General features: G+C 72.7%; 28 protein-coding genes, 1 tRNA gene and 1 pseudogene. 10 read left to right on the top strand and 20 right to left on the bottom strand.

Features of this window, described 5'->3' with window-relative positions; translation table 11 throughout:
- Nucleotides 1-12: 12 nt before the first annotated feature.
- The gene (locus ABD665_RS18435; protein ID WP_204911105.1) at nt 13-2,535 is read right to left on the bottom strand and encodes a penicillin acylase family protein; all 2,523 of its coding nucleotides are present in this window, start codon (nt 2,533-2,535) and stop codon (nt 13-15) included.
- A gap of 339 nt (nt 2,536-2,874) precedes the next feature.
- Between ABD665_RS18435 and ABD665_RS18430 the strand changes: the two are divergent.
- From ABD665_RS18430 to mscL, 3 genes and pseudogenes are all read left to right on the top strand, one after another.
- Nucleotides 2,875-3,165, top strand: a pseudogene (locus ABD665_RS18430) (FmdB family zinc ribbon protein); the annotation flags it as partial.
- A gap of 137 nt (nt 3,166-3,302) precedes the next feature.
- The gene (locus ABD665_RS18425) at nt 3,303-3,956 is read left to right on the top strand and encodes an SAF domain-containing protein (RefSeq protein ID WP_204911103.1); all 654 of its coding nucleotides are present in this window, start codon (nt 3,303-3,305) and stop codon (nt 3,954-3,956) included.
- Nucleotides 3,957-4,015: 59 nt separating this feature from the next.
- The gene (gene mscL / locus ABD665_RS18420) at nt 4,016-4,423 is read left to right on the top strand and encodes a large conductance mechanosensitive channel protein MscL (RefSeq protein WP_204911102.1); all 408 of its coding nucleotides are present in this window, start codon (nt 4,016-4,018) and stop codon (nt 4,421-4,423) included.
- Between the two features lie 6 nt (nt 4,424-4,429).
- On the opposite strand, the gene ABD665_RS18415 is transcribed toward mscL, so the two are convergent.
- The 3 genes from ABD665_RS18415 to ABD665_RS18405 all read right to left on the bottom strand — a co-directional run bounded on the left by ABD665_RS18415 (nt 4,430) and on the right by ABD665_RS18405 (nt 7,287).
- Nucleotides 4,430-4,741 (bottom strand): hypothetical protein, encoded by a 312-nt coding sequence (locus ABD665_RS18415; protein ID WP_204911101.1) that lies wholly within the window; start codon nt 4,739-4,741, stop codon nt 4,430-4,432.
- 75 nt (nt 4,742-4,816) lie between these two features.
- Nucleotides 4,817-6,199: a UTP--glucose-1-phosphate uridylyltransferase gene (locus ABD665_RS18410; RefSeq protein WP_204911100.1), complete on the bottom strand. Its 1,383-nt coding sequence runs from the start codon at nt 6,197-6,199 to the stop codon at nt 4,817-4,819.
- 35 nt (nt 6,200-6,234) lie between these two features.
- Nucleotides 6,235-7,287, bottom strand: coding sequence for an alpha/beta hydrolase (locus ABD665_RS18405; RefSeq protein ID WP_204911099.1), 1,053 nt, complete (start codon nt 7,285-7,287; stop codon nt 6,235-6,237).
- 97 nt (nt 7,288-7,384) lie between these two features.
- Here ABD665_RS18405 and ABD665_RS18400 point away from each other — a divergent pair, with 97 nt between their 5' ends.
- Nucleotides 7,385-7,795: a VOC family protein gene (locus tag ABD665_RS18400; RefSeq protein WP_204911098.1), complete on the top strand. Its 411-nt coding sequence runs from the start codon at nt 7,385-7,387 to the stop codon at nt 7,793-7,795.
- Nucleotides 7,796-7,809: 14 nt separating this feature from the next.
- Nucleotides 7,810-8,526, top strand: coding sequence for an AAA family ATPase (locus ABD665_RS18395; RefSeq protein ID WP_204911097.1), 717 nt, complete (start codon nt 7,810-7,812; stop codon nt 8,524-8,526).
- Between the two features lie 134 nt (nt 8,527-8,660).
- Here ABD665_RS18395 and ABD665_RS18390 read toward each other — a convergent pair whose 3' ends face one another.
- Together ABD665_RS18390 and ABD665_RS18385 are read right to left on the bottom strand one after the other, a co-directional pair.
- A complete protein-coding gene (locus ABD665_RS18390) occupies nt 8,661-8,981 on the bottom strand; it encodes a hypothetical protein (RefSeq protein WP_204911096.1) in 321 nt (106 codons plus the stop codon).
- A 189-nt stretch (nt 8,982-9,170) separates the two neighbouring features.
- Nucleotides 9,171-9,243: transfer RNA gene (locus tag ABD665_RS18385), tRNA-Arg, on the bottom strand.
- A 37-nt stretch (nt 9,244-9,280) separates the two neighbouring features.
- Between ABD665_RS18385 and ABD665_RS18380 the strand changes: the two genes are divergently transcribed.
- Nucleotides 9,281-10,237, top strand: coding sequence for a nucleoside hydrolase (locus ABD665_RS18380; RefSeq protein ID WP_204911095.1), 957 nt, complete (start codon nt 9,281-9,283; stop codon nt 10,235-10,237).
- A gap of 39 nt (nt 10,238-10,276) precedes the next feature.
- On the opposite strand, the gene trxA is transcribed toward ABD665_RS18380, so the two are convergent.
- The 3 genes from trxA to ABD665_RS18365 all read right to left on the bottom strand — a co-directional run bounded on the left by trxA (nt 10,277) and on the right by ABD665_RS18365 (nt 12,251).
- Complete coding sequence (trxA, locus tag ABD665_RS18375) at nt 10,277-10,681, bottom strand: thioredoxin (protein ID WP_204911094.1); 405 nt, start codon at nt 10,679-10,681, stop codon at nt 10,277-10,279.
- Between the two features lie 98 nt (nt 10,682-10,779).
- The gene (locus ABD665_RS18370; protein WP_204911093.1) at nt 10,780-11,553 is read right to left on the bottom strand and encodes a methyltransferase domain-containing protein; all 774 of its coding nucleotides are present in this window, start codon (nt 11,551-11,553) and stop codon (nt 10,780-10,782) included.
- 8 nt (nt 11,554-11,561) lie between these two features.
- On the bottom strand, nt 11,562-12,251 hold the full coding sequence (locus tag ABD665_RS18365) for an iron-dependent transcriptional repressor DtxR (protein WP_204911092.1): 690 nt from the start codon (nt 12,249-12,251) through the stop codon (nt 11,562-11,564).
- Nucleotides 12,252-12,335: 84 nt separating this feature from the next.
- Here ABD665_RS18365 and ABD665_RS18360 point away from each other — a divergent pair, with 84 nt between their 5' ends.
- Complete coding sequence (locus ABD665_RS18360) at nt 12,336-13,733, top strand: FAD-binding domain-containing protein (protein ID WP_204911091.1); 1,398 nt, start codon at nt 12,336-12,338, stop codon at nt 13,731-13,733.
- 520 nt (nt 13,734-14,253) lie between these two features.
- Here ABD665_RS18360 and ABD665_RS18355 read toward each other — a convergent pair.
- Together ABD665_RS18355 and ABD665_RS18350 are read right to left on the bottom strand one after the other, a co-directional pair.
- On the bottom strand, nt 14,254-15,840 hold the full coding sequence (locus ABD665_RS18355; RefSeq protein ID WP_204911090.1) for an ATP-dependent DNA ligase: 1,587 nt from the start codon (nt 15,838-15,840) through the stop codon (nt 14,254-14,256).
- Nucleotides 15,841-15,874: 34 nt separating this feature from the next.
- On the bottom strand, nt 15,875-17,152 hold the full coding sequence (locus ABD665_RS18350) for a glycosyltransferase 87 family protein (RefSeq protein ID WP_344742679.1): 1,278 nt from the start codon (nt 17,150-17,152) through the stop codon (nt 15,875-15,877).
- A 232-nt stretch (nt 17,153-17,384) separates the two neighbouring features.
- Between ABD665_RS18350 and ABD665_RS18345 the strand changes: the two genes are divergently transcribed.
- Nucleotides 17,385-18,065, top strand: a complete 681-nt coding sequence (locus ABD665_RS18345) for an HAD-IA family hydrolase (protein ID WP_204911088.1) — start codon at nt 17,385-17,387, stop codon at nt 18,063-18,065.
- A gap of 12 nt (nt 18,066-18,077) precedes the next feature.
- Here the strand turns inward: ABD665_RS18345 and ABD665_RS18340 are convergent, their stop codons facing one another.
- From ABD665_RS18340 to infA, 8 genes are all read right to left on the bottom strand, one after another.
- Nucleotides 18,078-18,476 carry a rhodanese-like domain-containing protein gene (locus ABD665_RS18340; protein WP_204911087.1) on the bottom strand — a complete coding sequence of 133 codons (399 nt, stop codon included), beginning with the start codon at nt 18,474-18,476 and terminating at the stop codon, nt 18,078-18,080.
- 147 nt (nt 18,477-18,623) lie between these two features.
- On the bottom strand, nt 18,624-19,268 hold the full coding sequence (gene rplQ, locus ABD665_RS18335) for a 50S ribosomal protein L17 (RefSeq protein ID WP_204911086.1): 645 nt from the start codon (nt 19,266-19,268) through the stop codon (nt 18,624-18,626).
- A gap of 92 nt (nt 19,269-19,360) precedes the next feature.
- Nucleotides 19,361-20,377, bottom strand: a complete 1,017-nt coding sequence (locus ABD665_RS18330) for a DNA-directed RNA polymerase subunit alpha (RefSeq protein WP_204911085.1) — start codon at nt 20,375-20,377, stop codon at nt 19,361-19,363.
- A 141-nt stretch (nt 20,378-20,518) separates the two neighbouring features.
- Nucleotides 20,519-21,124 (bottom strand): 30S ribosomal protein S4, encoded by a 606-nt coding sequence (gene rpsD, locus ABD665_RS18325; RefSeq protein WP_204911084.1) that lies wholly within the window; start codon nt 21,122-21,124, stop codon nt 20,519-20,521.
- Nucleotides 21,125-21,156: 32 nt separating this feature from the next.
- Nucleotides 21,157-21,561 (bottom strand): 30S ribosomal protein S11, encoded by a 405-nt coding sequence (rpsK, locus tag ABD665_RS18320; RefSeq protein ID WP_204911083.1) that lies wholly within the window; start codon nt 21,559-21,561, stop codon nt 21,157-21,159.
- Nucleotides 21,562-21,605: 44 nt separating this feature from the next.
- A complete protein-coding gene (gene rpsM / locus ABD665_RS18315) occupies nt 21,606-21,980 on the bottom strand; it encodes a 30S ribosomal protein S13 (protein WP_204911082.1) in 375 nt (124 codons plus the stop codon).
- A 246-nt stretch (nt 21,981-22,226) separates the two neighbouring features.
- Nucleotides 22,227-22,340, bottom strand: coding sequence for a 50S ribosomal protein L36 (rpmJ, locus tag ABD665_RS18310; protein WP_204911081.1), 114 nt, complete (start codon nt 22,338-22,340; stop codon nt 22,227-22,229).
- Between the two features lie 100 nt (nt 22,341-22,440).
- Nucleotides 22,441-22,662 (bottom strand): translation initiation factor IF-1, encoded by a 222-nt coding sequence (infA, locus tag ABD665_RS18305; RefSeq protein WP_091075514.1) that lies wholly within the window; start codon nt 22,660-22,662, stop codon nt 22,441-22,443.
- Nucleotides 22,663-22,989: 327 nt separating this feature from the next.
- On the opposite strand from infA, the gene ABD665_RS18300 reads away from it, so the two are divergent.
- Nucleotides 22,990-24,840 carry an amino acid permease gene (locus ABD665_RS18300; RefSeq protein WP_204911080.1) on the top strand — a complete coding sequence of 617 codons (1,851 nt, stop codon included), beginning with the start codon at nt 22,990-22,992 and terminating at the stop codon, nt 24,838-24,840.
- Nucleotides 24,837-25,712: a universal stress protein gene (locus ABD665_RS18295; protein WP_204911079.1), complete on the top strand. Its 876-nt coding sequence runs from the start codon at nt 24,837-24,839 to the stop codon at nt 25,710-25,712. The genes ABD665_RS18300 and ABD665_RS18295 overlap by 4 nt, the downstream gene beginning before the upstream one ends.
- 173 nt (nt 25,713-25,885) lie before the next feature.
- On the opposite strand, the gene ABD665_RS18290 is transcribed toward ABD665_RS18295, so the two are convergent.
- Nucleotides 25,886-26,893, bottom strand: a complete 1,008-nt coding sequence (locus tag ABD665_RS18290) for a proline dehydrogenase family protein (protein WP_344742672.1) — start codon at nt 26,891-26,893, stop codon at nt 25,886-25,888.

The raw sequence follows: 26,893 nt of genomic DNA, 5'->3' as shown, positions 1-26,893 counted from the left end.
CCCCCTCACGACTCAGCCGTCGGGCTTGAGCACCAGCGCGTGCTCGGCCCGGGCGGCGACGGCGTTGCGGGTCAGGACCATCGGCCAGGTGCGGTCGGCGACCCAGAGCTCGGCCTGGTCGGCGTAGTAGGGCCCGAAGGGGTGCCCGGAGGCGCCGCTCTGGTTGACCCAGCGGCCTCCGTCGACGTCGCCGAGGTCGACCACCATCCGCATGGCCGACCCGAAGGAGACCCCGTAGCCCTCGGAGTCGTCCGCGCCGAGCGCCTTGACCGTGGTGCCCGCGCCGCCGACGGCGTCGTCCTCGCGGTTGAAGAGCGCCTCGACGGGGCCGAAGCCGCTGCTGCCGAGCGTCGGGTTCTGCAGCCGGACCCGGTGGATCCGGCCCCACTGCCAAGCCGCCGGGTCGCGGGACATGAGCGAGGTCGCCTCCTTGCGGGCGAGCGTCAGCGCGGCGAGCAGGATGTCGTCGCGGTGCTCGACCTGCGGGGTGGAGGCGTCGTCCCACCAGGGGTTGTCGGGCTGGCGCAGCAGCTGGTCGAGGGCGGCGAACCACTGGTCGTCCCCCTGCGGCCACAGCTCGGGAGCGAGCTGGTCGGCGAGCACGAGCTTGCGCAGGTCGTGGGTGACGACGGCGAAGTAGGCGGCCGCGGCGGAGTCCGCCGTCATCCGGTAGTCCCAGCCCACCAGCGTCTGCTGGCCCTCGCGGACGAACGGGTCGTCCACCCGGATCCGGAGCAGGTCGGGCACGAGGTCGGCGGCGAAGACGGAGCGGTCGTCGTACATGACCTGCTCGCCCGTCGCGGGCGTGAGGTCGCGCGCGTCGTCGAGGCGGTCGTGGATCGCCTGGCTACGCCAGCCGTAGGAGTAGGCCGAGCCGAGGACGTACGGGTAGCGCTCGACGACCTGGTTGTTGGCGGCGACGATCACCCCGCTCGCCGGGTCCTTCGCGTACGGCAGCTGCGCGAAGGGGATCAGCCCGTCCCAGTCGTACGTCGTGTCCCAGCCGGGCACCGGCGCGCGGCCGTCGCCCGCACGACGGAGCGGGACCTGCCCCGGGAGCTGGTAGCCGATGGTCCCGTGGACGTCGGCGTAGACGAGGTTCTGCGACGGGACGCCGAGGAGCGCGGCGGCCGAGCGGAACTGCGTCCAGCTCGTCGAGACGTCGAGCCCGAGGACGGCGTCCATCGTCCGGCCCGGGATCGAGCCGGTCCACGCGAGGGCGACCGCGTACGGCTTCGGCGCGCCGGGGACCTGCCCGGCGGCCGCGCTGGGCGGGTTGGAGTCCGAGAGCAGCGGACCGTGCCGCGACGAGCGGACGGTGATCGTGCGCGGGGTGTCCTCGCCGGCGACGCGGAGCTCCTCGGTCCGCACGGCCAGCGGGCCGAAGGTCTCGCCGACCCGGACGGTATCGTCGACGACGTCCTCGAGGTAGAGGTCCGCCACGTCGGCGTAGCTGGTGGTCAGGCCCCACGCCGCGGACGGGTTGCGCCCGATGACGACGCCCGGGATGCCGGTGATGGAGAAGCCGCTGACGTCGAAGGGGCACGCCGGGCCGACCGTCGTGCAGTGCAGGCCGACCTGGGCCAGCGGGGACGGGATCGAGGTGTCGAGGTGCGGGTCGTTCGACAGCATCGGGGCGCCGCTCGCGGTGTGCGCGCCGCTCACGACCCAGGAGTTCGAGCCCAGCCCGTCGCCCGAGCCGAAGAGCCCCGTGAGCGTCGCCTGGGCCCGCCGGGCCGCGACGAGGGCGTCCTGCGCAGCGGGCACGGCCGCGCCGCTCGGGCCGCCCGGCGCCGACATCGACGGCGACGCGTCCGGGTCGAACGCCTTGCCCGCGACCGCGCCGCTCGTGACGATCGCCTCGTGCCCGCGGAGGGGGTAGGCGGGCGTGAGGTCGTCGGCGCGGTCGGTGCCCACCGCCGCCACCGTCAGGGCCCGCCCGAGCTCCTCGTTGACGTTCGACCCGAGCTGCCAGCCGAAGACCTTGAGCACGGCCAGGGAGTCGACGGCCGTCCACTCCTCCGGGGCGCCCCGGACCCCGCGCGCCTCGAGCAGGCTGTACTCCAGCGAGATCTCGCCGGGGTCCCGCCCGCGCAGGTAGGCGTTGACGCCGGAGGCGTACGCGTCGAGGTAGCGCCGGGTGGACGGGGACTGCAGCGCCAGCTCCTGCTCGGCGGTCCGGCGGAAGCCGACCGTGCGCACGAAGGTGTCGGCGTCGACCTGGGAGGCGCCGAAGAGCTCCGCCAGCCGGCCGGAGGCCGCGTGCCGACGGACGTCCATCTCGAAGAAGCGGTCGGAGGCCGCCAGGTAGCCCTGCGCCTCGAAGAGGTCCTCGGGCTGGTCGGCGTAGACCTGCGGCACCCCGTACGCCTCCCGCAGCACGGTGACCCGGCCGTTCAGCCCGGGCAGCGTGACCTCGCCCTCGAGCTGCGGCAGCGGGCTGCGCACGGTGGCGGTGCCGAAGCTGACGAGGCCGCCGGCGACCAGCACGACCACCACGAGGGCGTAGACGAGCCAACGGCGGAGGCGGTGCACGCGCCTATCTTCTGCCTCCGCTCCGCTCCGGCGCGTCCGACGCTCTGACCCTCCGCCTTCCTCCCTCGCTCGCACGAAGGAAAGCGTTGTCGTGCTCCCTCCGTCCAGGCGGAGGCCCGTCGGCCGGCGGTGGTCGACCCCACCACCACCGGATCGCGCGCCGGTGTCTGGACGACGAGAGAGCGAACACGCTTCTCCGTTCGCGAACGAGGAGGAAGACATCGGGTTCGAGCGCGATCCGCGCCGGAGCGGAGCGGAGGCCGAAGGCACGGGAATGGGTTAGCAGTCGATATCCTTGAGTGCTAGCAAGACCAGCTCGACGACGACGAAGAGAGCCCCATGCCCACGTACCAGTACCGCTGCACCGAGTGCGGGACCGACCTCGAGGCGGTGCAGAAGTTCACCGACCCGGCCCTGACGGAGTGCCCCACCTGCCACGGCTCCCTGCGCAAGGTCTTCAACGCCGTCGGCGTCGTCTTCAAGGGCTCCGGCTTCTACCGCACGGACTCCCGGCCCAAGGAGGGCTCCTCCGGCGGCTCGTCCAACGAGTCGGGCAGCGAGTCGAAGGGCAAGGAGTCGTCCGGCTCCTCGGAGAAGAAGTCGGCTGACGGCGGCTCCTCCTCGGGCTCCACCGGGTCCAAGCCCGACGCGAAGCCGGCCGCGGCGTCCTCCTCCGGCTCGTCGAGCTCGTCCACAGGCTCCTCCTCGAGCAGCTGACCTCTGGGGACGACCGGCACGAACGGGCCCCGCGTCCTTATGACTGAGGTGTGCGCGCTCGCCCTGCCTCCCGTCCCGGTGCACCCCACCGCCGCCGCAGCCTGCTGCGGGACCTCGCCCGTGCGACCTCCTGGCACCGCCGCAAGCTGGCGGTCCTGGCGGCGGTCGCGACGGTCCTGACCGGCCTGGCGGCGGTGGCGCCCCCGGCGCCACCCACCACCGCCGTGGTCCGGACCCGGACGCCCCTGTCGGGTGGCGTCCTGCTGACGGCCGACGACCTCGAGGTCGTGGACCTCCCGACCGACGGCCTGCCCGACGGGCCGGTCGGCGACCCGGCGGACCTGGTGGGGCGTCGCCTGGCGGCTCCCCTCCCCCGGCACCAGGTGCTGACGACCACCGCCCTGGCGACCGACACGACGGCTGCGGCCACGGGTCGGACCCTGGCCCCCGTCCGCCTCGCCGACGCCGACGTCGCCCTCCTCCTGCAGCCCGGCGACCTCGTCGACGTCATCGCCTCCGCCGCCGACGGCGGGGCGACGAGCACCGTGGCCCGCCGGGTCCGGGTGGTCACCGTGCCCGCGCGGGACCCGGACGAGCAGGGCACCGCGACCGGTGCGCTCGTCGTCCTCGACGTCGCCGACGCCGACGTGGAGGCGCTGGCGCGCGCGGCGGCGAGCGGTGGGCTGACCGTCGTCTGGTCGTGAGCCCGGCTGCTAGCGTGCCGCGCGGCAGCGCCCGCTACCCGAACCCTCCCGGAGGAAACATGAAGGGCTTTCGCGATTTCCTGATGCGGGGCAACCTCGTCGAGCTCGCCGTCGCCGTCATCATCGGCACCGCCTTCGCGGCCGTGGTCAAGGCCTTCACCGCCATGATCACGGACATCATCGGCAAGTTCGGTGGCGTGCCCGACTTCAGCGACACGTCCGTCGGCGGCATCAGCGTGGGCGCGTTCATCACCGCGCTGCTGACCTTCGTGCTGACCGCGGCGGTCGTCTACTGGCTCGTGGTGATCCCCTACAACCGCGTCAGCGCGCGGCTGAAGAAGGAGCAGGACCAGGCCGAGTCGGCCCCGGCCGTCACCTCCGAGGACCTGCTGACCGAGATCCGCGACCTGATGCGGTCGCAGGCCGCCGGCAGCCCGACCCCCGGCCAGGTCCCCGACCAGCGCTGAGCCCCGTCAGGACCCGTGGTGCGGCGGGACGTCGGTGAGGAGCCGGCGTTCCGCGGCGTCCGGGGGACGTTCGGCGAGCACGGGTCGTGCCTGCGAGGCGGCCAGCCGGGCCCGGAGCGCGGTGAGCACGGCGGCCAGCTGGGCCGGGCCGATGCCCTCCACGAGGTCAGCCGGGACCGGGTGCGCCCCGCGTTGCGCGTCGCCGAGCGCCGCCACCACCACGTCCAGGTCGGGTTGCGCCTGGCGCCCGAGCCCGGGCCGCCGCTCGCCGGTCACGGCGAACACGAGGGCCTGGTGCCACGTCAGCGTCTCGGCCACGCGGTCAGCCTAGGGCGGGCGTGACGCTGCCGGGCCCGACGGCCCGGGAGCACCGTCGGGGCGACGAGTGCGCCCTCAGCCCTCGAGCACCGTCCCGCTGGTGATGGTGCTGGGCTCGCCCCGGTCGACGAGCCGGGCGGCACCGGTGACGGTGACGTCGCGCTCGAAGGTCCAGTTCCCCTCCACCGAGAGGCTGGCGGCCCGACGGAGCGACGGCACGCCCTCGGGGAAGCGGCGGTCGAACTTCGCGATGGTCTTGTAGTAGCGCGAGTCGAGGTCGACCAGCGGCGCCGGGTCGGTGACGCGGTCGAGCCGTCCCTCGGGGGTGACGTCGTAGACGTCGGAGCGCAGCAGCATCAGGTCGTTCGTCGTCTTGACCGGCAGGAAGCGCTCACGGCCCACGCCGATCGCGGTGGCACCGGCGAAGACCTCGATCGCCGCGCCCATGGCGCTCTCGATCTGGACCACCTCGGGCGACGACGCGTCGGCCGGGTCGACGGTCTTCACGTTCTTGATCAGCGGCAGGCCGAGCACCGCCTTGCGCTCCTTGAGGACCTTCGACACCGCCACCAGGTCGAACCACAGGTTGTTGCAGTGGAAGAACGGGTGCCGGTGCTCGTCGGTGAAGAAGTGCATCTCGTCGGGCGCGGTCTGCGCGGTGTCGCGCAGGATGAGCCGCCCGTCGGACTTCCGGATCGCCAGGTGGCCGCCCTTGCGGTCGGCCGGGGTGCGCCGGCAGACCTCGGCGGCGTACGGGGCCCCGCTGGCCGCGAACCAGCCCGCGATGGTCGCGTCCGGCGCCGCACCGAGGTTGTCGGAGTTCGAGACCGAGGCGTACGCATAGCCCTGCTCGATCAGCCGGTCGAGCACCCCGGAGCCCTCCAGGGTGGTGTAGAGGTCGCCGTGGCCGGGCGGGCACCACTCGAGCGTCGGGTCGGCGGGCCACTCGACCGGCGTGAGGTCGGCGGTGAGGAGCTTGGGCTCGAGGTTCTGCTCGAAGTCGAGCTCGAGGCCCTCGACGGGCAGGTCGGTGTACCTCTCGAGCGCCGCGAGGGTGTCCTCGCGGGTCCGGAAGCTGTCCATGAACAGCAGCGGCAGGCGCGCGCCGTAGGTCACCCGCGCCGCCCGGACCTGCTCCACGATCAGGTCGAGGAAGGTCTGGTCGCCGCGCACGGGCAGCAGCGACTTCGCCTTCTCCATGCCCATCGACGTCCCGAGGCCGCCGTTGAGCTTGATGATCGCCGTCTTGCCGAGCGCCTCGGCGGCCTGCTCGGGGCTCACCTCGACGTCGCTCAGCATCGGCGGGTCGGTCAGCGGCTCGATGCTGTCCTCGGGGATCAGCCCGGTGACGCCCTCCTCCAGCTGGTGGTAGTAGTGCGTGAAGACCTCGATGGCCTGGGGCTGCACCCCGGCCTCGGACATCTTGCTGCGGGCGGCTTCCAGACCCTCTGCGCTCATGGCACCCGATCCTAAGGAAGGACGGGCCGGTCCGCTTACTTCGGCTCGGGGGTGATGGCCTTCAGCAGGTCGACCGTGGCGCCCGCGACCTGCTCCTGGACGGCGGCGGGGTCGGCCGTCGGCGTGCCGTCGCCGGGCTGACGACCGTAGGAGGCGAAGCTCGCGTGCGACGCGCCGGGCACGACCACGTACGTGGTGCTGGCCGGCAGGTTCGCCCGGGACCGGTCGACGTCCTCGGGCGTCACGAGACCGTCGCGGTCGCCGGACACCGAGGTGACGCGCAGGTCGGTCCGCTCGATCCTGGCGGCGGGGTAGGAGGCGAGCAGCAGCAGCCCCTCGACCCGGCGGTCGCCCTCGGCGAAGGAGGCCGCCACGGTGCCGCCGAGCGAGTGGCCGGCGACCGCCCAGTGCCCGACCTCGGGATGGTTCTCGATGATCTTCGCGGCGTGGTCGCGGTCGAAGATCGAGAAGCCGAAGGGCTCCTTGAGCACGACGACGAGGTAGCCGGCCTCGGCGACGCGGCGCAGCTCGGGCGCGTACGCCCGCGGGTCCACCCGGGCCCCGGGCAGGAAGATCAGCCCGGTCGTCGGACGGACGGCGGTCCCCCGCGCGTCCTCGAGGCTGGGCACGAGCTCGTACCAGGTGACCCGGTCGACGATCCGTACGCCGTTCTCGGTCCGCATGGCCGCCAGGGCGTCCGGCTGCGCCGCGAACGGCCGCGAGTAGCCGAGCAGCACGACCGCCAGCAGCGCGAGCACCAGCGCCGGCACGGCCAGCAGGATGCGCAGCCGCGCCCGTCGCTCGAGCTGGGCGCGCGTACGCCGAACCGGGCGTTCCGGGTCGTCGCCCTCGCGGTCCACCTCGCGGTCCAGCCGGTCGCCGATCGCGAGGGACGCGACGGCCCAGGCGACCGCCACGAACCCGAGCAGCGCGGTGAGGAGGACCAGGACGACCGCGGCCGGGTGCCCGTTCAGGACGACGCGGCCGCGCGTCCAGCCCACCCACACCGAGACGGCGACCATCGCGGCGCCGAGGACCAGCCAGAGGAGGGCGAGCACGGTGCGGCTGAGCGCCCCGGGTTGCCGCATGGCGACGAGGGTACGGGGCGGGGCAGCCGTGCTCTTCCCCGACGCGCGGACGCGGGTCTACCGTGGTCGGCACCGCCGGCGACCGAAGGAGACTGCCGTGGCCTCGCGCCTCAACCCCTACCTCAACTTCCGTGGTCGGGCCCGCGAGGCGCTCGAGTTCTACGCCTCGGTGTTCGGCGGGGACACCGCGGTCAGCACGTTCGGGGAGTTCGGCGAACCGCCGCCGGGGACCGAGGCGACCGACGTGATGCACGGCCAGCTCGAGACCTCGATGGGCTTCACGCTGATGTGCTCCGACGTCCCCGCCTCGATGGACCTGACGCCGGGCGACAACATCACCGTCAGCCTGAGCGGCGACGACGTGGACGCGCTGCGGGGCTACTGGGAACGGCTGTCGACGGACGGCACCGTCCTGTTCCCGCTGGCGAAGCAGATGTGGGGCGACGAGTTCGGGCAGTGCACCGACAAGTTCGGGGTGCCCTGGCTCGTCAACATCACCTCCCGCTGACCGCGCCCGCCGGGGTGCCGTTCGACACCCGCCCCGTCCGACGCGTCGAGGCCCGGGACGACGGCCCGTCCGACGCCTGGCCCGCCACGGTCCCGGCCGTCGCGCAGGTCCTGCGCGACGGGCTCGACCTGGCGGCGGGCGTCACGTTCCTCGTCGGGGAGAACGGCTCCGGCAAGTCCACGCTGATCGAGGGCGTCGCGGGCGCGTACGGTCTCGGTCTCGAGGGCGGCGAGCGCCAGTCCCTGCACCGGACGTACGCGTCGGAGTCCGGCCTGCACGAACGGCTGCGGCTGGTCCGCGGCGTGAGCAGCACGCGCAACGGGTTCTTCCTCCGCGCCGAGACCATGCACGGCTTCTTCACCTACCTGGCCACCGAGGCGGGCGCCTCCGGCTACCACGAGATGAGCCACGGGGAGTCGTTCCTCGAGGCCATGGAGTGGTACTTCCGCCACCCCGGCTTCTTCTGCCTCGACGAGCCCGAGGCGGCGCTGTCCTTCTCGTCCACCCTGGTGCTCGTCAGCCGGCTGCACGAGCTCGGCCGGACCGAGGGCGCCCAGGTGCTCTGCGCCACCCACTCCCCCGTGCTCGCCGCCCTGCCCGGGGCGACGATCCTCGAGGTCGGCGAGTGGGGCCTGCGCGAGACGACCTGGGACGACCTCGTGCTCGTCGCGAACTGGCGCTCCTACCTCCAGGACCCGCACCGCTACCTCCGGCACGTGCTCGAGCCCTGAGCGGTCCGGCGTCTCTCCCCAGAAGGCCGCCCCCAGCCGACGTCGCGGGAGCCGGCGCGTCACGCCCACCGCACACAGCTGCCTCCCACCCAGCCGGGCGGGAGGCAGCTGTGCCGGGGGACCAGAGGGACGGGTTACCGCAGGACGAGCAGGGCCACGACGGCCATCACGACCGCGACGCCGACCCACGCGGCGACGGCGGAGAGGCGGGAGGCCTGGCGGAACAGGTCGTCCATCACCGCACGCTCGGCGTCGGACATGGTGGGCAGCTCGGCCGGCTCGGCGTCGCCGTACGGGTCCTCGACCCGTTCGGGCCGCGCGACGAGGGGCGGGACGAGCCTCAGCGGCTCCTGCCGGACACGGGCGCGGGGCGGGGCGAACCAGAGGTCGTGGGCCGGCGCGGTGGCGCGGGCGGTGACGCCGGAGGACGTGGGTCGGGTGGTTCGCTGGAGCATCGGAGCTCCTTCCGGAAGGGCTGCACGCAGCACGTTCTGACACGTGGTCGATCCCCCCGAACGAGCGCCGTCACGCTCGATCGACAAGGGTTCGGACGCACCCGCCCGCTGGATTGCTCGGTGCCCGGATTTATTTTTCCGGAGCTGCTCGACGTGCTGCGCGGTCGTCGTACGACGCCCGGGCCGCGGCGCCCCCAGCAGGATTCGAACCTGCGACACGAGGTTTAGGAAACCTCTGCTCTATCCCCTGAGCTATGGGGGCCGGCGCCACAGGCTAGCCGCCCTGGGACGATGGCCGCATGCCTCGACCGATCGTGCTGGACGTCGACACCGGGACCGACGACGCGCTCGCGCTGCTCTACGCCGTGGGGTCGCCGGGCCTGGACCTCCGCGGCGTCAGCTGCGTGGCCGGCAACGCCGGGCTGGAGCAGGTGGTCGACAACACCCTCAAGGTGCTCGACGTCGCGGGGGCGCACGGCGTCCCGGTCGCCGCGGGGGCGACGAAGCCGCTGATCGAGCGGATGCGGCCCGAGGGCCTGTTCCACGGTGAGGACGGCCTGGCGGGCGTGCAGCTACCGCCCACGACCCGGACGCCGACCGCGGAGAGCGCGGTCGAGCTGCTCCGCGACCAGATCCTGGCGTCGGAGGAGCCCGTCACGCTCGTGAGCCTCGCCCCGATGACGAACGTGGCCATGCTGCTGACCCTGCACCCCGACGTGGCCGCACGGCTCGAGCGGCTGGTGTTCATGGGGGGCTCGGCCTCGCAGGGCAACGTCACCGCGGTGGCCGAGTTCAACGTCTGGCAGGACCCGGAGGCGGCCACCTGCGTGGTCGAGTCCGGGCTGCCGGTCACGATGTACGGGCTCGACGTGTTCAACCGCCTGCTGATCCCGCAGCCGGTGGCGGACCGCTGGACGCAGGACCCGCGTCCCGTCGTCCGCGCGGCCGGCGAGCTGCTGCACCGGCGCGGCACGCGGGCGGCGGGCTTCGAGCAGGACTACGTCGGCGTCCTCGGGGACGCCGGTGCGCTCGTGATCCTCACGCACCCGGAACTGTTCACGACCGTGCCGCTGCCCGTCCGGGTCAACCTTTCGGGCATCGGTCGCGGCCAGACGATCGTCGACCAGCGGCCGGACGCGCAGGACCAGGAGGCCCTGGACCGCGATCCCTGGCCCGTCATCGACGTCGCGCTGGACCTCGACGTCGACGCCGCGGCGGCCGCGTTCATCGAGGTGGTCGAGGGCTACGCCGGCTGATCCTGCCGCCGGCGCGACGCCCCCGGGGGTCGATCACTCCTAGGAGTGGTCGTGCCCCTCGTGCCCCTCGTGCCCCTCGTGCTGCTCCTTGAGCTCCGCGACCTGCTTGTGCACCTCGGCCATGTCGAGGCCCTTGACGGCGTCGACGACCTGCTTGAGGGCCGGGCCGGGCAGTGCGCCGGCCTGGTTGAAGACCAGGACGCCCTCGCGGAACGCCATCAGCGTCGGGATGCCCTCGATGCCGAGCGAGCCCGACAGGGCCTGGTTCGCGTCCGTGTCCAGCTTCGCGAAGACGATCTCGCCGTGCTCGGCGGACTCCTTCTCGAAGATCGGGCCGAAGCGCTTGCACGGGCCGCACCAGTCGGCCCAGAAGTCGACCAGCACGATGTCGTTGTCGCTGATCGTCTGCTCGAAGTTGTCGGCGTTGATCTCGACGGTCGCCATGTTCTTGCTCCTCCACGTCTTGGGCTCACGCGACGTCCGTCGCGGGCTTGGTGGTGAAAACCACGAGTCCGACCGGGCTATTCCGACCGAAGGCCGACCTACTTGATGGCGACGAGCCGGCGCACCGGGATCGCGATGTCGACCGGCCCGCGCCGCTCGGCGGTCTCGCTCAGATAGTCCAGCGCCGAGGCGACCCGGGCGGGCGGGGTGTGCGGGAGGTAGAGGGCGGAGAGCAGCAGCGCCGCGTCGTCGGACGTCGTGACCCGGTAGCGGTAGCGCTCGCGCTTGTCCTCGACGACGGTCAGGCCCTGCTCCTGCAGCGCTGGGCGGAACCCCCCGCGCTCGATCGGACCGGGGAAGCGGGGCCGGGCGCGGAGCCGGGCGTTCAGCCCGCCGAGCTGGCGCACGTCGGTCGGGGCCAGGGGGCGTACGGCGGGCGCGATGGCGGCCAGGACGCCACCCGGCCGCAGAACCCGGACGACCTCGGCGAGCACGGTCGCCAGCGGCTGGACGACGACGAGCCCGAGCGCGCTGGTGACGACGTCCACCGAACCGTCGCGGAACGGCAGCACCCGGGCGTCGGCCCGGACGAGCGGACCCGCCCCGCGCCGGCGGGCGAGCCGCAGCTCCTCCGTCGAGAGGTCGAGCCCGACGACCGTACGGCCCGGGCGGGCGAGCTCACGGCCCACCGGTCCCGAGCCCGACGCGAGGTCGAGCACCACGGTGGCGTCGGCGGACACGGCGCGGGCGAGCCAGCGGTAGGGCGAGTGGTCGGCGCGCAGGGCCCGGGACAGCACATCCTCGACCACGCCCGTACGGCGGGCGTGGAAGTCGGCGAGGTAGCCCGGCCAGTCGACCTCGCGGTCCGCCACGGCCCGGGTCAGATCCGGGTCACGAACAGGTGCGTCGACGCCTCGCGGTCGATCTCGCAGCCGGGGTGCCCGTCCGCGGAGAGCCGGACGCCCAGGCCGCCGACCTCGGCGTCGACCTCGGCCCCGGGACGGATGCCGGCCACCCGGAGGGTGCCCATCATCTCGATGTCCTTCTGGATCTCCTCGCTCATCCGCTCGATGACCACCCGGACGGGGGCCTCGCGGACGGCGTCGGCGAGCTGCACGTTGCCGTCGCGGAACAGCGACGGCGGCTCGACCACGCCGAGCTCGTCGAGCCCGGGAATCGGGTTGCCGTACGGGGACTCGGTCGGGCTGTTCAGGAGGTCGACCAGCTTGCGCTCGACGTCCTCCGAGATCACGTGCTCCCAGCGGCAGGCCTCGTCGTGGACGAGCTCCCAGTCCAGCCCGATGACGTCGATGAGCAGCCGCTCGGCGAGCCGGTGCTTGCGCATCACGCGGATGGCGCGGGACCGGCCCTCGTCGCTCAGCTCGAGGTGGCGGTCGCCCTGCACCCGAACGAGGTTGTCGCGCTCCATGCGGGCGACCGTCTGGGACACCGTCGGGCCGCTCTGGTGCAGCCGCTCCGCGATCCGGGCGCGCAGGGGGACGATGCCCTCTTCCTCGAGCTCGTAGATCGTCCGGAGGTACATCTCCGTGGTGTCGATGAGGTCACTCACGTTCAGCCCTCCTGGGATCGTCGCGCGGGCCCTTCGATGCATCCACCGCCCTCGCGTGTGCGACCCGACGCAAGACTAGACGACATGACCCCTCCGGACCGCCCGGTGATCTGGTGGGTGCGGCGCGACCTCCGCCTCGCCGACAACCCCGCCCTCGGCGCCGCCGTCTCCGAGGGCAGCCACGTCCTGCCGCTCTTCGTCACCGACCCTCTCCTGCGCCGGTCCGCCGGGCAGGGCCGCTCCGCCTGGCTGACCGCCGCGCTCGCGGACCTCGACCGCGTGCTGCGCGAGGCCGGCGGGCCCGGGCTGAGCGTGGTCGAGGGCGGCCCCGAGGAGGTCGTGCCCCGTGTGGCCGCCGCGGTGGGTGCCGCCACGGTGCACGTCAGCGCCGACTTCGGGCCGTACGGCCGCCGCCGCGACGCCCGGGTGGCGGAGGCGCTGGCGCTCGACGGGCGCGAGCTGCACGCGACCGGCTCGCCGTACGCGGTCGCCCCCGGGACTCTGCTCACCGGTTCGGGGACGCCGTTCTCGGTGTTCTCCCCCTTCCACCGCGCCTGGCTCGAGCGCGGGGTGCACGGCCCGGCGACCGCGGTCGACCCGGCGACGGTCCGCTGGACCGCGGCGCCCGACCGGGTCGCCGTGGAGCCGCCCGACCCCGACCTCGTCCCGCTCGCCGGCGAGGCCGCGGCCCTGCGCTCGTGGCGGGCCTGGGTGACGCGGAGCCGGGAGGGGCCCGCGGACTACAAGCGCCTCCACGACGTGCCCGGCGCCGACGCGACCGCGCACGTCTCCGTGGCGCTGCGCTGGGGCCACCTGCACCCGCGCACCGTGCTGGCCGACCTCGCCGACCTCGACGGCGAGGGGCCCGCGGCGATCGCCCGGCAGGTCGCGTGGCGCGACTTCTACGCCGACGTGCTCTGGCACCGCCCGGACGCGACCACCCGACCCGTGCAGCAGCGGTTCGTCGACTTCCGGCGCGACGACCCGCGGACGTCCGAGGTCGCCGCCGCCCGGCTCGAGGCCTGGCAGGAGGGGCGTACGGGCTACCCGCTCGTCGATGCCGGGATGCGGCAGCTGCGGGCCGAGGGCTGGATGCACAACCGGGTGCGCCTCGTGACCGGGTCGTTCCTGGTCAAGGACCTGCACCTGCCGTGGGAGGACGGCGCGGCGTGGTTCATGCGGCACCTGCGCGACGGCGACGCGGCCAGCAACCAGCTCAACTGGCAGTGGGTCGCCGGCTGCGGCAACGACCCGGCCCCGTTCTACCGCGTCTTCAACCCCACCCTCCAGGCGCAGAAGTTCGACCCCGACGGCGCGTACGTCCGCCGCTACGTCCCCGAGCTGGCCGACGTCCCGGACAAGCATGTCCACGAGCCCTGGCTCGCACCCGGCGGTCCCCCGGCCGGCTACCCGGCGCCGGTCGTCGACCACAAGGCCGAACGCCTCGAGGCCCTCGCCCGGTACGCCGAGGTGCGCGGCTGAGGTTCGTGGGAGGGGCCCCACTCCTCCCTCCCCAGGACACGCTGAGCAGCGACATCCCGGGCGGATCCGGCGTCCGTCGGACGAGTTCCGAGAAAGGCGTTGACCCTCTTGAAACGCCGACCTAACGTTGTGGGTACACGGGAAGGAGGTGGTCCGATTCATGAGTTCTCTTCGGACAAGTGAGGTGGCGGCGGCCTAGCCGTTCGACCTAGGACGCGGCGTGATCCGCTCGGCCGAACGGCCGGCTAATCCACAGCCATCACCCGAACCCGCGAGTGCCAGACCGTCCATCTGGCCGACGTCCGGGCTCCACCGGAGCCCCGTCGCCAAGCTCGCGGGTTTGTTATGCCTATCTTCTGTCTCCGCTCCGCTGCGGCGCGTCCCGGGCTCTGACCCGGTGTCTTCCTCCCTCCGTCGGAAGCCCGCCACTGCTCGACGTGGCCGAGCTCGGCCCCGCGGGGCTTCCTCCTCCGGTCGTCCAGACACGGGCGCCCGGTCCGACTTCAGTCGGGCCGCTGGCTCACGACTCCGAGCCGGTCGCGCCTTCTGCGTCGTCGGTCGGCAGCACCGGGCTCAGGGCACGCACCGTCTCGAGGGTGTCCGCCTCCTCCGCCGGCTTGTCCGGGCGGTAGCGCAGCACCCTGGCGAACCGCAGCGCGACGCCGCCCGGGTAGCGGGTCGAGACCTGCAGCCCGTCGATCGCGATCTCCACCACCGTGGTGGGCTGCACATGCACGACGCCGCGCGAACGGCTCGTCTCGAGCGCCAGGAAGTGCTCGGTCTGCCAGCGCAGGGTCTCGTCGGTCAGGCCCTTGAACGTCTTGCCCAGCATCACGAACCCGCGCTCGGGGTCCCGCGCGGCGAGGTGCAGGTTCGACAGCCAGCCCTGCCGGCGTCCGTGACCCCACTCCACCGCCGTGACGACCAGGTCGAACGTGTGCCGAGGCTTGAGCTTGACCCACCCCGAGCTGCGGCGACCGGCCGCGTACGGGGCGTCCAACTTCTTCACGACGACGCCCTCGAAGCCCTCCGCCACCCACCGCGCGAACACGGCCTCGACCTCCGCGACGTCGTCGGTGACGACCCGGGGCACCAGGAGCTTGGCGGGCAGGAGCTCGGCCATGGCGGCGGCCCGCTCGTGCAGCGGCACGTCGAGCAGGTCGCGTCCGTCGGCGTGCAGGACGTCGAAGAAGAAGGGCCGCAGCGGGAGACGACGTTCGGCCGCGGGCACGTCGAGACTGCTCATGGCCCGCGACGCGACGGCCTGGAAGACCTCCGGCCGCCCGTCGTCGCGCAGGGCCAGCACCTCGCCGTCGAGCACCAGGCGCTCGTGCGGCAGCGCGCGGACGGCGTTCACGACCTCCGGCAGGCGGCTCGTGATCTCGTCGAGGCTGCGCGTGTAGACGTGCACCTCGTCGCCGTCGCGGTGCACCTGGACCCGGATCCCGTCGAGCTTGGCGTCGACCATCGCCGGCAGCCCCGTCCGCGCGACCGCGGCGGTCGGGTCGGGCTCGCTGGCCGCGAGCATGGGCTGGACCGGCGTCCCGACGGCCAGCCCGACCTGCTCGAGCGCCTCGAGCCCGCCCGCGTGCAGCAGGGCGGCCGCCGCCACGGTCGACGAGCGCAGCATCGCGGCCCGCCGCACCGCGACCACCGGGACCCCGTACGCGGCCGCGAGCGCCTCCTGCACGGCCGCCTCCGAGGCGCCCTGGCGCAGCTCGCCGAAGACGAGCCCGCGCAGGAAGTCCTGCTCCGGTGCGGTGGCACGGGCGAAGAGCGCCTCCACCGCGGCCGCCCGGGCAGCGACCGAACCCGCGCCGGACAGCCCGGCGATCGCCTCGAACGCCTCGTGCACCTCGGCGACGGTGAGCGTCGCGGTGGTGGCCGGCGTCGGCAGGTCGTGCAGCGACCGTCCGCCGACCCCCGTCCGGCGCTGGCGGAGCGACCCGATCAGGTACGACACGACCGTCTCCAGGTCGGTCGCGTCCTCCGGGTCGCCCGCGCCGCCCAGGTCGGCGAGGACGCCGACGATCAGGTCGCGCTTGGCGAGGCGGCTGCGGGTGGCCCCGAGCGCCGCCCAGGTGTCCGCGAGTCGCTCGAGCAGCATGCGCCCATCGTGCCGTGCGGCACCGACAGTCCGGTCAGGCCCTGGCGAGGGCGACCTCCGCCGCCGGCTCCGCGCGCGGGACGCGACGCAACCGGAGGACGAGGACCGCGGTCGCGGCCACGGCGGCGGCGAGCGCGAGGACGGACGCGGTCTCGAGGTCGAGCACCGTCGCGTCCCGCAGGTACGACCAGTACGTGCTCAGCGTGGCGACCTGCATCAGTGCGGCCACGACGAGGAACCGCCGGTCGACGAGGACGGCGACGACCGCGAGCACCTCGCCCAGGTAGAAGTACCGCTCGTGCATCTCCGGCAGCAGCAGGGGCACCGCCAGCGACAGCGTGGCCGCGACCAGCAGCATCTCTCCGGGGGCCAGCCGCCGGCGCCGTGCGAGCAGCCACACCGCGAAGGCGAGGGCGACCGCGACGGCGACCCCCAGCCCGACCCACTTCCAGGTGGTCGAGGCGTCGGCCGGGAGCCAGGAGTACCAGGTCGGCGCGTTCGAGGTGAAGCTGTGCGTCGAGGCGGTGCCGCCGCCACCGCCCCCTCCCCCGCCGGGTCCGGCCCCCGGCGTGCCGCCACCGAACCCGCCCCCGCGCCCACCGCCGCCGAACCCACCGGCCGTACGGGCCGTCCCTCCCCCGGCGCCCGCGCCGGACGGGTTCGCCACCTGCTCGGGATAGACCAGGAGCTGGCTGACCATGCTGCGGCCGGCGAGCCAGGCGGGCACCAGGGCCGCGAGGAACGTCACCGGGACCAGCACGAGCCCGCGCAGGCGCTGGCGGTTCACCAGCACCAGCACGACCAGGGCTGGCAGGAAGAACAGCGCCTGCAGCTTGAACGCGAACGCGAGGCCGAAGAGGACGCAGGCCAGGGCGGTCTGCCGCCGCAGCAGGAGGTAGAGGCTGCCCAGGCAGAGGGAGGCGTAGATCGAGTCGCACTGGGCCCACCACGCGCTGTTCAGCACGACCGTGGGCAGGCAGAGGGTGGCGCCGAACGCGACGACCGGCAGCCAGCGCGTGGTCGGGCGGACCTCGCGGACGATCCCGTACGCGAAGCCGGCGAGCAGCACGTCGAACGCGATCGAGACCGCCTTGACGCCGACCAGGGGGTCCACGGGCAGGTGGGTGAGGACCGCGAGCAGCACGAGGTACGGGGTGTTGTAGTTCGAGAAGGTGTCCCCCAGCCCCGCGAACCCGCCGGCCTGCGCCAGGTGCTCGTACCAGGGCAGCAGGAACGCGCGGTAGTCGCCCGACTGCTGCGACAGCATCGGGACCCGCGCGGCCAGGCCGACCACCAGGAGGGTCGCGAGCACGGCCGGGACCGCCCAGCGACGCCCGGCCGGCCGTACGGGGGCCACAGGCTCGCCCGAGCCCGGACCCGGACGTGGCGACGGGGTGACGGCGCCACGAGGGTCGGACGGAACGGTCGGCGCGGAGGCGGAGGTCGTCGGCACGGGCTCACCCTCCACGGGCGCGCTGTGCGGCGCCTGGGTCCTCGTTGTGGACCCCCCGTCGGTCCGCCGACGCCCCTGCGACGATCGTGCGGTGAGCGCGAACACCAGGCCCGGGGTGCTGCTGGACGTCGACGGCACCCTCCTCGACACGAACTACCTGCACGCGCTGGCGTGGTGGCAGGCGTTCCGTGACGCGGGCGTCGCCGGCGTCTCCATGTCCGACACGCACCGGGCGGTGGGGATCGCCAGCGCCGGGCTGGTCGAGAGGCTCGCCTCGGAGGCGGACGACAGGACCAAGGCGAAGATCGTGAAGCGGCACTCGAAGCGTTACGCCAAGCTGCAGGACCAGGTCGTCGCCTTCTCCGGCGCCGACCACCTCGTGCGGCGCTGCCACGACGCCGGCTACCGCGTCGTGCTGGCCACGAGCGGCGAGAAGAGCGACCTGGACTGGATGCTCCCGGCCATCGGCGTCGGCGAGGGGATCCTGGCCGGCGCCACGACGTCGGGCGACGTGGGCGAGGGCAAGCCCGCCCCCGACCTGCTGACCACGGCGATGGAGCAGCACGACCTCGACCCGGCGCACACGGTCGCCATCGGCGACACGGTGTGGGACGTCCAGGCCGCGCAGCGCGCCGGCGTGCGGGTCATCAGCCTCACCTGCGGCGGCATCTCCGGCTGCGAGCTGTCGGGCGCGGGGGCGGACGAGGTGTTCGACGGCCCGGCCGACCTCGTCGACCGCTGGGACGACTCGCTGCTCGCCAAGCTCGTCTAGGACGCCGGCCCGCTACTCGCGCACGTCGGCGGGTTCGCGGGACATCGGCAGCCCTGCGGCCAGCCACCCCTCGACGCCGTCGACGACGTCGGTCGCGTCGAGACCGAGGTCGCGCAGCGACCGGGCCGCGAGCGACGAGCTGTAGCCCTGCCGGCACACGACCACGACCCGCGGCCGGGCGTCGGCCTCGGGAATGCGGTTCGGGCTGGTCGGGTCGAGGCGCCACTCGAGCACGGTCCGGTCGATGACCACCGCCCCCGGCAGGTTCCCCGTACGGTCGCGCTGCGCCTGCGTACGGGTGTCGACGAGCAGCGCCCCGTCCTGCACCGCCGCGTACGCCTCCGTGGCGCTCAGGCGCGTCCAGCCCTCCCGGGCGCGGGAGAGGACGTCGTCGATCGCGGCGGTCGGCACGCCCGCATCATGCCCGGACCGCAGACGCACGAACGGCGCCCACCCCGCAGGGTGGACGCCGTCCGGGGTCGTGAGGGGTACGACCCCCTCACGACCGCTGGGTGCTGCTCGCCGACGCTCGCAGGACCCGGTGCTGCTGGCGCTGCGTCAGGCCTTCTGCTCGCCCTCGACCGTCGCGGCCTCTTCGGCGTTGACGTCGTCGCTCGGCTGCTCCTGCTCGGAGGTCGCCTCGTCGCGCTCGTTCGTGTCCTCGACCAGCTCCTCGGCCGGAGCCTCCTGGCTCGGGGCGTCGGGGCTCACCTGGGACTCGCCACCGTCGGCAACGGCCGTCGCGCCGGCGGCCGGGGCCGCCTGCCGACCCGCACCGCGGGCCGCCGTCTTGCGCGCAGTCGGGGCCGGGCTGACCTTGGCGCGGTTGGCGCGGCCGGCCTCGACCGTCTCGGTCACGATCTCGATCTGCGCCATGGGGGCGTTGTCGCCCTTGCGGGGACCCACCTTCGTGATGCGCAGGTAGCCGCCCTCGCGGTCGGCCAGCGTCGGGGCGATCTCGGTGAAGAGCACGTGCACCACGCCCTTGTCGCGGACCGTGGTCAGCACCGAGCGGCGGGCGTGGATGTCACCGCGCTTCGCCTTGGTGATGAGCTTCTCCGCCAGCGGGCGCAGCCGCTTGGCCTTCGCCTCCGTCGTCACGATCTTGCCGTGCTCGAACAGCTGCGTGGCCAGGTTGGCCAGGATGATCCGCTCGTGCGACGGGCTGCCGCCGAGGCGGGCGCCCTTGGTCGGTGTGGGCATGGTGTCCGTTCTCCAGTGTCAGGTCCGGGTCGCCCTCCCCGCCGTACGACGGGGTGGGCGATCGGGTGCCCGCGGGACCGCGGGCAGGTGGCTCAGTACTGCTCGGTCTCGGTGAAGTCCGCGTCCTCGGCGTCGTCGTCGTAGCGGATCGCGCTCAACGGGTCGAAGCCGGGGGCGCTGTCCTTGAGGGACAGACCCATCTCGTGCAGCTTCAGCTTGACCTCGTCGATGGACTTGGAGCCGAAGTTGCGGATGTCGAGCAGGTCCTGCTCGCTGCGCGACACGAGCTCGGACACCGTGTGGATGCCCTCGCGCTTGAGGCAGTTGTACGACCGGACCGTCAGGTTCAGGTCCTCGACCGGCAGGGCCAGGTCGGCGGCGAGCTGCTCGTCGATCGGCGACGGGCCGATCTCGATGCCCTCGGCCTCGACGTTGAGCTCACGGGCCAGGCCGAACAGCTCGGTCAGCGTGCGACCGGCCGACGCGACGGCGTCGCGCGGGCGGATGGCCGGCTTGGTCTCGACGTCCAGGATCAGCCGGTCGAAGTCGGTGCGCTGCTCGACGCGGGTGGCCTCGACCTTGTAGGTGACCTTGAGGACCGGCGAGTAGATCGAGTCGACCGGGATGCGGCCGATCTCGGCGTCGATCGCCTTGTTCTGCACGGCGGAGACGTAGCCGCGGCCACGCTCGACGACGAGCTCCATGTCCAGCCGGCCGGAGTCGTTCAGCGTGGCGATGTGGAGCTCGGGGTTGTGGACCTCGACACCCGCGGGCGGCGCGATGTCCGCGGCGGTGACCTCACCGGCGCCGGACTTGCGCAGGTACATGGTGACGGGCTCGTCCTCCTCCGAGGAGACGACGAGCGCCTTGAGGTTGAGGATGATCTCGGTGACGTCCTCGACCACACCCTCGATGGTGGAGAACTCGTGGAGGTTGCCCTCGACCTTGATGCTCGTCACGGCCGCCCCCGGGATGGAGGACAGCAGCGTGCGGCGCAGGGAGTTGCCGAGGGTGTAGCCGAAGCCGGGCTCGAGCGGCTCGATGACGAACCGCGAGCGGTAGTCGGAGTCGACGTCCTCCGACAGCGTGGGGCGCTGGGCGATGAGCATGGTGGATCTCTTCCTTCCCTGCGGGAACCGATATTTGAACCCGCAGATCCCCCGGCACGTCCGGTGCCGGAGGGGCCTTGCGCGCACGGGCCCCGGACCCGACGAGTGACCTCGCCGGGCTCGGGGACCGTGCGGAGAGCGCTACTTGGAGTAGAGCTCGACGATCAGCTGCTCCTGGACGTCGATCGTGATCTGCGCCCGGGTGGGGAGCTGGTGCACGAAGACGCGGCCGCGCTCGGGGAGCACCTGCAGCCAGGCCGGCACCTCGCGCTCGCCGTGGGTCTCACGGTTGACGATGTGCGGCGTCTGCTCGTTGGCCTTGGGCGCGAGGTCGATGATGTCGTGCTCGCTGACGCGGTACGACGGGATGTTGACCTTCTGCCCGTTCACGAGGAAGTGCCCGTGGACGACGAACTGGCGGGCCTGCCGACGCGTGCGGGCGAGCCCGGCGCGGTAGACCACGTTGTCGAGGCGGGACTCCAGGATCTGCAGCAGGTTGTCACCCGTCTTGCCCTGGATCCGGTTCGCCTCTTCGTAGTAGCGACGGAACTGCTTCTCGAGCACGCCGTAGGAGAAGCGGGCCTTCTGCTTCTCGCGCATCTGGAGCAGGTACTCCGACTCCTTGATGCGACCCTTGCCGTGGGCGCCGGGCGGGTAGGGGCGCTTCTCGAACGAGCTGTCGCCGCCGACCAGGTCGACACCCAGCCGACGCGACTTCTTGGTCATGGGACCGGTGTAACGAGCCATGTCTGTTCAGCTTTCCTTTCTGGGTGTGGTGACTAGACCCGGCGCCGCTTGGGCGGGCGGCAGCCGTTGTGCGGGATGGGGGTCACGTCGGCGATCGCACCGACCTCGAGGCCGACGGCCCCGAGCGAGCGGATCGCGGTCTCGCGGCCGGAGCCGGGACCCTTGACGAAGACGTCGACGCGCTTCATGCCGTGCTCCATGGCGCGGCGGCCGGCGGCCTCCGCAGCCATCTGCGCGGCGTACGGGGTCGACTTGCGCGAGCCCTTGAAGCCGACGGTGCCGGCCGAGGCCCACGCGATGACCGCGCCGGTCGGGTCAGTGATGGAGATGACGGTGTTGTTGAACGTGCTCTTGATGTGGGCCTGGCCCGACACCACGTTCTTCTTTTCCTTCTTCCGCACCTTGGTGGCGCGGGTGTTACGGCCTGCAGTAGCCATCTGTGCTCTGTTCTCCTGGGTCTACGCGCGTCGCCCGGCGGGGCTCAGCGCGCCTTCTTCTTGCCGGCGACAGGCTTGCGCGCACCCTTGCGACCGCGCGCGTTCGTCCGGGTGCGCTGCCCGCGGACGGGCAGGCCTGCACGGTGACGACGGCCCTGGTAGGAGCCGATCTCGACCTTGCGACGGATGTCGGCGGCCACCTCGCGACGGAGGTCACCCTCGGTCTGGTAGTGCGCTTCGATCCAGTCACGCAGGGCGACGAGCTGGTCGTCGTTCAGCTGGTGGACACGCGTGTCCCCGCTGATCCCCGTGTTCTCCAGGGTCTCCAGAGCGCGGGTGTGCCCCACGCCGTAGATGTATGTGAGGGCGACCTCGAGGCGCTTGTCGCGCGGGAGGTCAACCCCGATCAGGCGAGCCATCAGGCTGTACGACCTTTCGTGTCCCGGCGCAGGCCCGTGTCGTGGGCCGTGCGCCGCGGAGGTGTCTGGCGTGACGCGTCCCCGGCTGCCTTGTGGTGAGACCACTCGTGGGGTGGTTCACCGCCTGGGCCCCGGCCTCCGACCGGGGGTGTCTCCCCGAGCCCGGAGGCTCGAGGAGCTGCGATCACACTTTCTGGGTCTTGCTGGTCGTGCGCCCGGGCTGCGCCCGGGTCGAGCTGAGGGAACTCAGCCCTGGCGCTGCTTGTGCCGCGGGTTCTCGCAGATGACCATCACGTTGCCGTGACGACGGATCACCTTGCACTTGTCGCAGATGCGCTTGACGCTCGGCTGGACCTTCATCGAGCTTCCTTCTTCGTGCTTCTTCGGGTGCCGGGCAGGTGCCTGCACGGCGCAGAGTGGTGTGCTCAGCTGTCGGCCCGTCCGGGGACGGGCCTCGAGATCACTTGTGCCGGTAGACGATGCGTCCACGGGTCAGGTCGTACGCGGAGAGCTCGACGACGACCCGGTCGGCCGGAAGGATGCGGATGTAGTGCTGCCGCATCTTGCCACTGATCGTGGCGAGGACCTTGTGACCGTTGGCCAGCTCGACGCGGAACATCGCGTTCGGCAGTGCCTCGACCACGGTGCCCTCCAGCTCGAGTGCGCCTTCTTTCTTCGCCATAACTCCCAATCAACCTGACTGCATGGTGCATCGCGTCACCGGCGGGTGACCGACAGACAATGTTACGTCAGCGCGTCGGTCACCCCAAATCCGCGGACGTGCCGTACGGGAGGGGATCTCGGACCTGGCTGGTGCCAGTGCTGTGATGCGTGCAACGCGCGCCCCCGGCGGTGCATTCCGGGCGTGTCGGCGGGGCCGACGGAGCCTCCGGACGGGGGTCCGGGGTGTCCACGGAACGGGTGCGGGACGCCCTCCCTCTGGCGCATTTCCTTCGAATGGCATGGGATGTGGTCCAGGACACGTCCGCACCCATCCTCGGAGGACATCGTGGGAGCACCACCGGTCGAGCTCAAGAAGGGCCTGAAGCAGCGCCACCTCACGATGATCGCGATGGGGGGCGTGATCGGGGCCGGGCTGTTCGTGGGCTCCGGGACCGTGATCTCCGAGGCGGGCCCGTCGGCCTTCCTCAGCTACGCCATCACCGGGGTGCTGATCATCCTGGTGATGCGGATGCTCGGCGAGATGGCCACCGCGAACCCGTCGACGGGCTCGTTCGCCGACTACGCGCGGCAGGCCATCGGCGGCTGGGCGGGGTTCAGCGTCGGCTGGCTCTACTGGTACTTCTGGGTCATCGTCATCGGCTTCGAGGCGGTGGCCGGCGCAAAGGTGATCCAGTACTGGCTGCCCTCGGTCCCCCTGTGGCTGATGTCGCTGGTCCTCATGACGCTGATGACCGCGACGAACCTCTTCTCCGTCAGCTCGTTCGGCGAGTTCGAGTTCTGGTTCGCCGGCATCAAGGTCGCGGCCATCATCGTGTTCCTGGTCCTCGGCGGCCTCTTCGTCTTCGGCGCCTGGCCGGGCAAGAGCCTCGACTTCAGCAACCTCACCGTCCACGACGGCTTCTTCCCGCTCGGGGTCGGGGCGATCTTCTCGGCCATCGTCGTCGTCATCTTCTCGATGGTCGGGGCGGAGGTCGCCACGATCGCCGCGGCCGAGTCGCCCGACCCGGGGAAGTCGATCGCCCGCGCGACGAACTCCGTCATCCTGCGGATCGCGATCTTCTTCGTCGGCTCGATCTTCCTGCTGGCCGTGATCCTGCCCTGGAACAGCGCCGACCTCGCCGCCTCGCCCTACGTCGCCGCGTTCAAGGTGATGGGCATCCCGTACGCGGACCACATCATGAACGCCGTCGTGCTGACCGCCGTGCTGTCCTGCCTCAACTCCGGGCTCTACACGTCCTCGCGGATGCTCTTCGTGCTCGCCGCGCGTCGCGAGGCCCCGACCGCGCTCATGGAGGTCACCGGGCGCGGGGTCCCGCGCAACGCGATCCTGGCCTCCACGGTCGTCGGCTTCCTCTGCGTGATCGCCGCGGCGGTGTCGCCCGACACCGTGTTCCTCTTCCTGCTGAACTCCTCCGGCGCGGTCATCCTCTTCGTCTACCTGCTGATCGCGATCTCCCAGATCATCCTGCGGCGGCGGACCGGCTCAGAGCACCTGACGGTGAAGATGTGGCTCTTCCCGGCCCTGTCCTTCGTGGTCGTCGCCGCGATCGTGGCGGTGCTGGTCCAGATGGGCGTGAACGCCGACGTCCGGCCCCAGCTCGTCCTGAGCCTGCTCGCCTGGGCCCTGGTCGTCGTCCTCTACTTCGTCTCCCGGCGCCTGCAGGGCCGGGCGCCCGGCGAGGGGGCACCACGCGCCGACGTCGGGGGCGCGACGCCGGAGGCCCCGGCGACCCGCGTGCTCGTGCTGGCCAACGAGACGGTCAACGGCGAGGAGCTGCTCGACGAGCTCCGCCGGATCGACCGGGAGCGGCAGGCGCGCTACTTCGTGTGCGTCCCCGCCAACCCGATCGACACCGGCCAGGCGCTGCACGAGGGCGCCGCGTTCGTGTGGGAGAAGACGACCCAGGCCGCCCAGGCCCGGCTCGACCTCACCCTCCGGATCCTGCGGGACGAGGGGCTGGACGCCGAGGGCGCCCTGGGCGACTACCGGCCGCTGCGCGCGCTCGCCGCGGCCGTGCAGGAGTTCGACCCGGACCGCCTGGTGATCTGCACGCTGCCCGAGGACCGGTCGGCGTGGCTGCGCTACGACGTGGTCGACCGGGCCCGGGAGGCCTACGACCTGCCCGTGACCCACGTCGTCGTCGAGCACGCCGGGCTGCCGGCCGGCGCGAGGTGACCACCGTCGTCGGCCTGGCCCCCGGCGAGCGCGGCACCGCGGCGCTGCACCTGGGGGCGATGGTCGCCCGCTCGAACGGCGACGACCTGGCCGTCGCCGTCGTCGTCCCCACGCCCTGGCCGCCGAACCCCTACCGCGCCGACGCGGAGTTCCTGGCCGTGCAGGAGCAGGAGGGCCGCAGCGCCCTGGCCGGGGTCGCCGAGGCGGTCGGGCCCGACCTCGTCGTCCGTGGTCGCCTGCACCGGGCCCGTTCGGTGTCGTCGGGGCTGCTCGAGGTCGTGGCCGAGGAGTCCGCGAGCTCGGTCGTGCTCGGGTCGGCGGGTTCCGGGCTGCTCGGCCAGGTCTCGCTCGGCGGCGTCGCCGAACGGCTCCTGCACAGCTCGGAGGTGCCGGTCACCCTCGCCCCGGCCGGCTACAGCACCGCGCCCGGCGCCCGCATCGCGCGGGTGACGGTCGCGTACGGGCGGGCCGACCGGGACAGCGACCTGCTGCTGAGCGCGCGGTCGGTCGCCGAGCGGATCGGCGCGACGCTGCGGGTGGCCTGCTTCGCGGTACGACCGCCGGACGCGCGCGGCGGTTCGATCGAGGCGTCCGCCGAGGACCTGGTCGTGGCCGAGTGGCGCCGCGCCGTGGTGGCCGAGATCGCCGAGGCCGCCGGCGCCGAGCTCGAGGTGGTCGTCGGCCAGGGCAGCACCTGGGGCGAAGCGGTCGCCGACGTCAGCTGGGCCGCCGGCGACGTCCTCGCCGTGGGCGCCAGCAGCTCCCCCGTGAGCCGCTTCTTCCTCGGCTCGCACGCCTCGAAGATCCTCCGCCGCGCCCCCGTCCCCGTGACCCTCGTTCCGCGTACGGTCCCGGCCCCGGCCCCGGCCTGAACCGGCCCTTGCCCGGGATCAGCGGTGCGCCCCTCCTGTCCCAGGACTTTCACGTTTACGTGAAACTCCCGTACTGACCACGGCAGATCTGCCGTGGTCAGTACCGGTCTTTCACGTTTACGTGAAAGACCTGGGGCGCGAGGGACGGGCCCGAGAGCAAGGGGGAGGAGACCTCAGCGGCCGATCAGGGAGCGGGCGAAGAAGAGCAGGTTCGCGGGGCGCTCGGCGAGGCGGCGCATGAAGTAGCCGTACCACTGGTCGCCGTACGGGGTGTAGACGCGGACCGTGTGGCCGGCCGCGGCCAGACGGCGCTGCTCGTCGTCACGGATGCCGTAGAGCATCTGGAACTCGTAGCGGTCGCTGCTCCGGCCGAGACGCTCCGCCAGCGCGAGGCCGGTCTCGATCATCTCGGGGTCGTGCGAGGCGACCATGGGGTAGCCCTCGCCCTCGAAGAGGATCTCGAGGCAGCGCTGGTACGAGGCGTCGACCTCGTCGCCCTTCTGGAAGGCGACGTCGGCGGGCTCGGCGTACGCGCCCTTGCACAGCCGGATCCGCGAACCCTCGGTGGCCAGCGAGCGGCAGTCCTCCTCCGTCCGGCGGAGGTAGGCCTGCAGGACCGTCGCGACGCTTGGGTGGTCGGCACGCAGCTCGCGCACGATGGCCAGGGTCGAGTCCGTCGTCGTGTGGTCCTCGGCGTCGACGTTGACCCAGGCGCCCACGGCCTCCGCGGCCCGGCAGATGCGCCGGGCGTTGGTCAGGGCGATGTCGTGGCCGCCGTCGGGCAGGAACTGCCCGAGCGCCGAGAGCTTGAGCGACACCTCGAGCGTGGGGACGCCGTCGCGGGCCGGGGCGTCGAGCGTGCCGAACGCCTCGAGCAGGTCGAGGTAGGCCTGCACCGTGGCCTCGGCCTGGGCCGGGTCGCTGGTGTCCTCCCCGAGGTGGTCGATGCTGATCGCCCGCCCGGAGGCGAGGATCTCGCGGGTCGCGTCGACCACGGCGTCCTGCCCGGCGCCCGGCACGTAGCGGCGGACGACCGCACGGCTGACGGGCAGGCCGGTGACCACGCGCTGGAGCCGGGCGGACCCGGCGGCGGCGAGCAGCAGCGGCCGCAGCGGGTTCGTCAGGACCGGCAGGCGCAGGGTCCGACGATGCGTGACCGTCGTCGCGGGAGAGCTCGTCAC

Origin of the sequence: Microlunatus spumicola (genome assembly GCF_039536445.1) — a bacterium.
Classification (GTDB): Bacteria; Actinomycetota; Actinomycetes; order Propionibacteriales; family Propionibacteriaceae; genus Microlunatus; species Microlunatus spumicola.
Note: the sequence above shows the minus strand (reverse complement) of the source record. Positions and strands in the feature narration are given on the sequence as shown.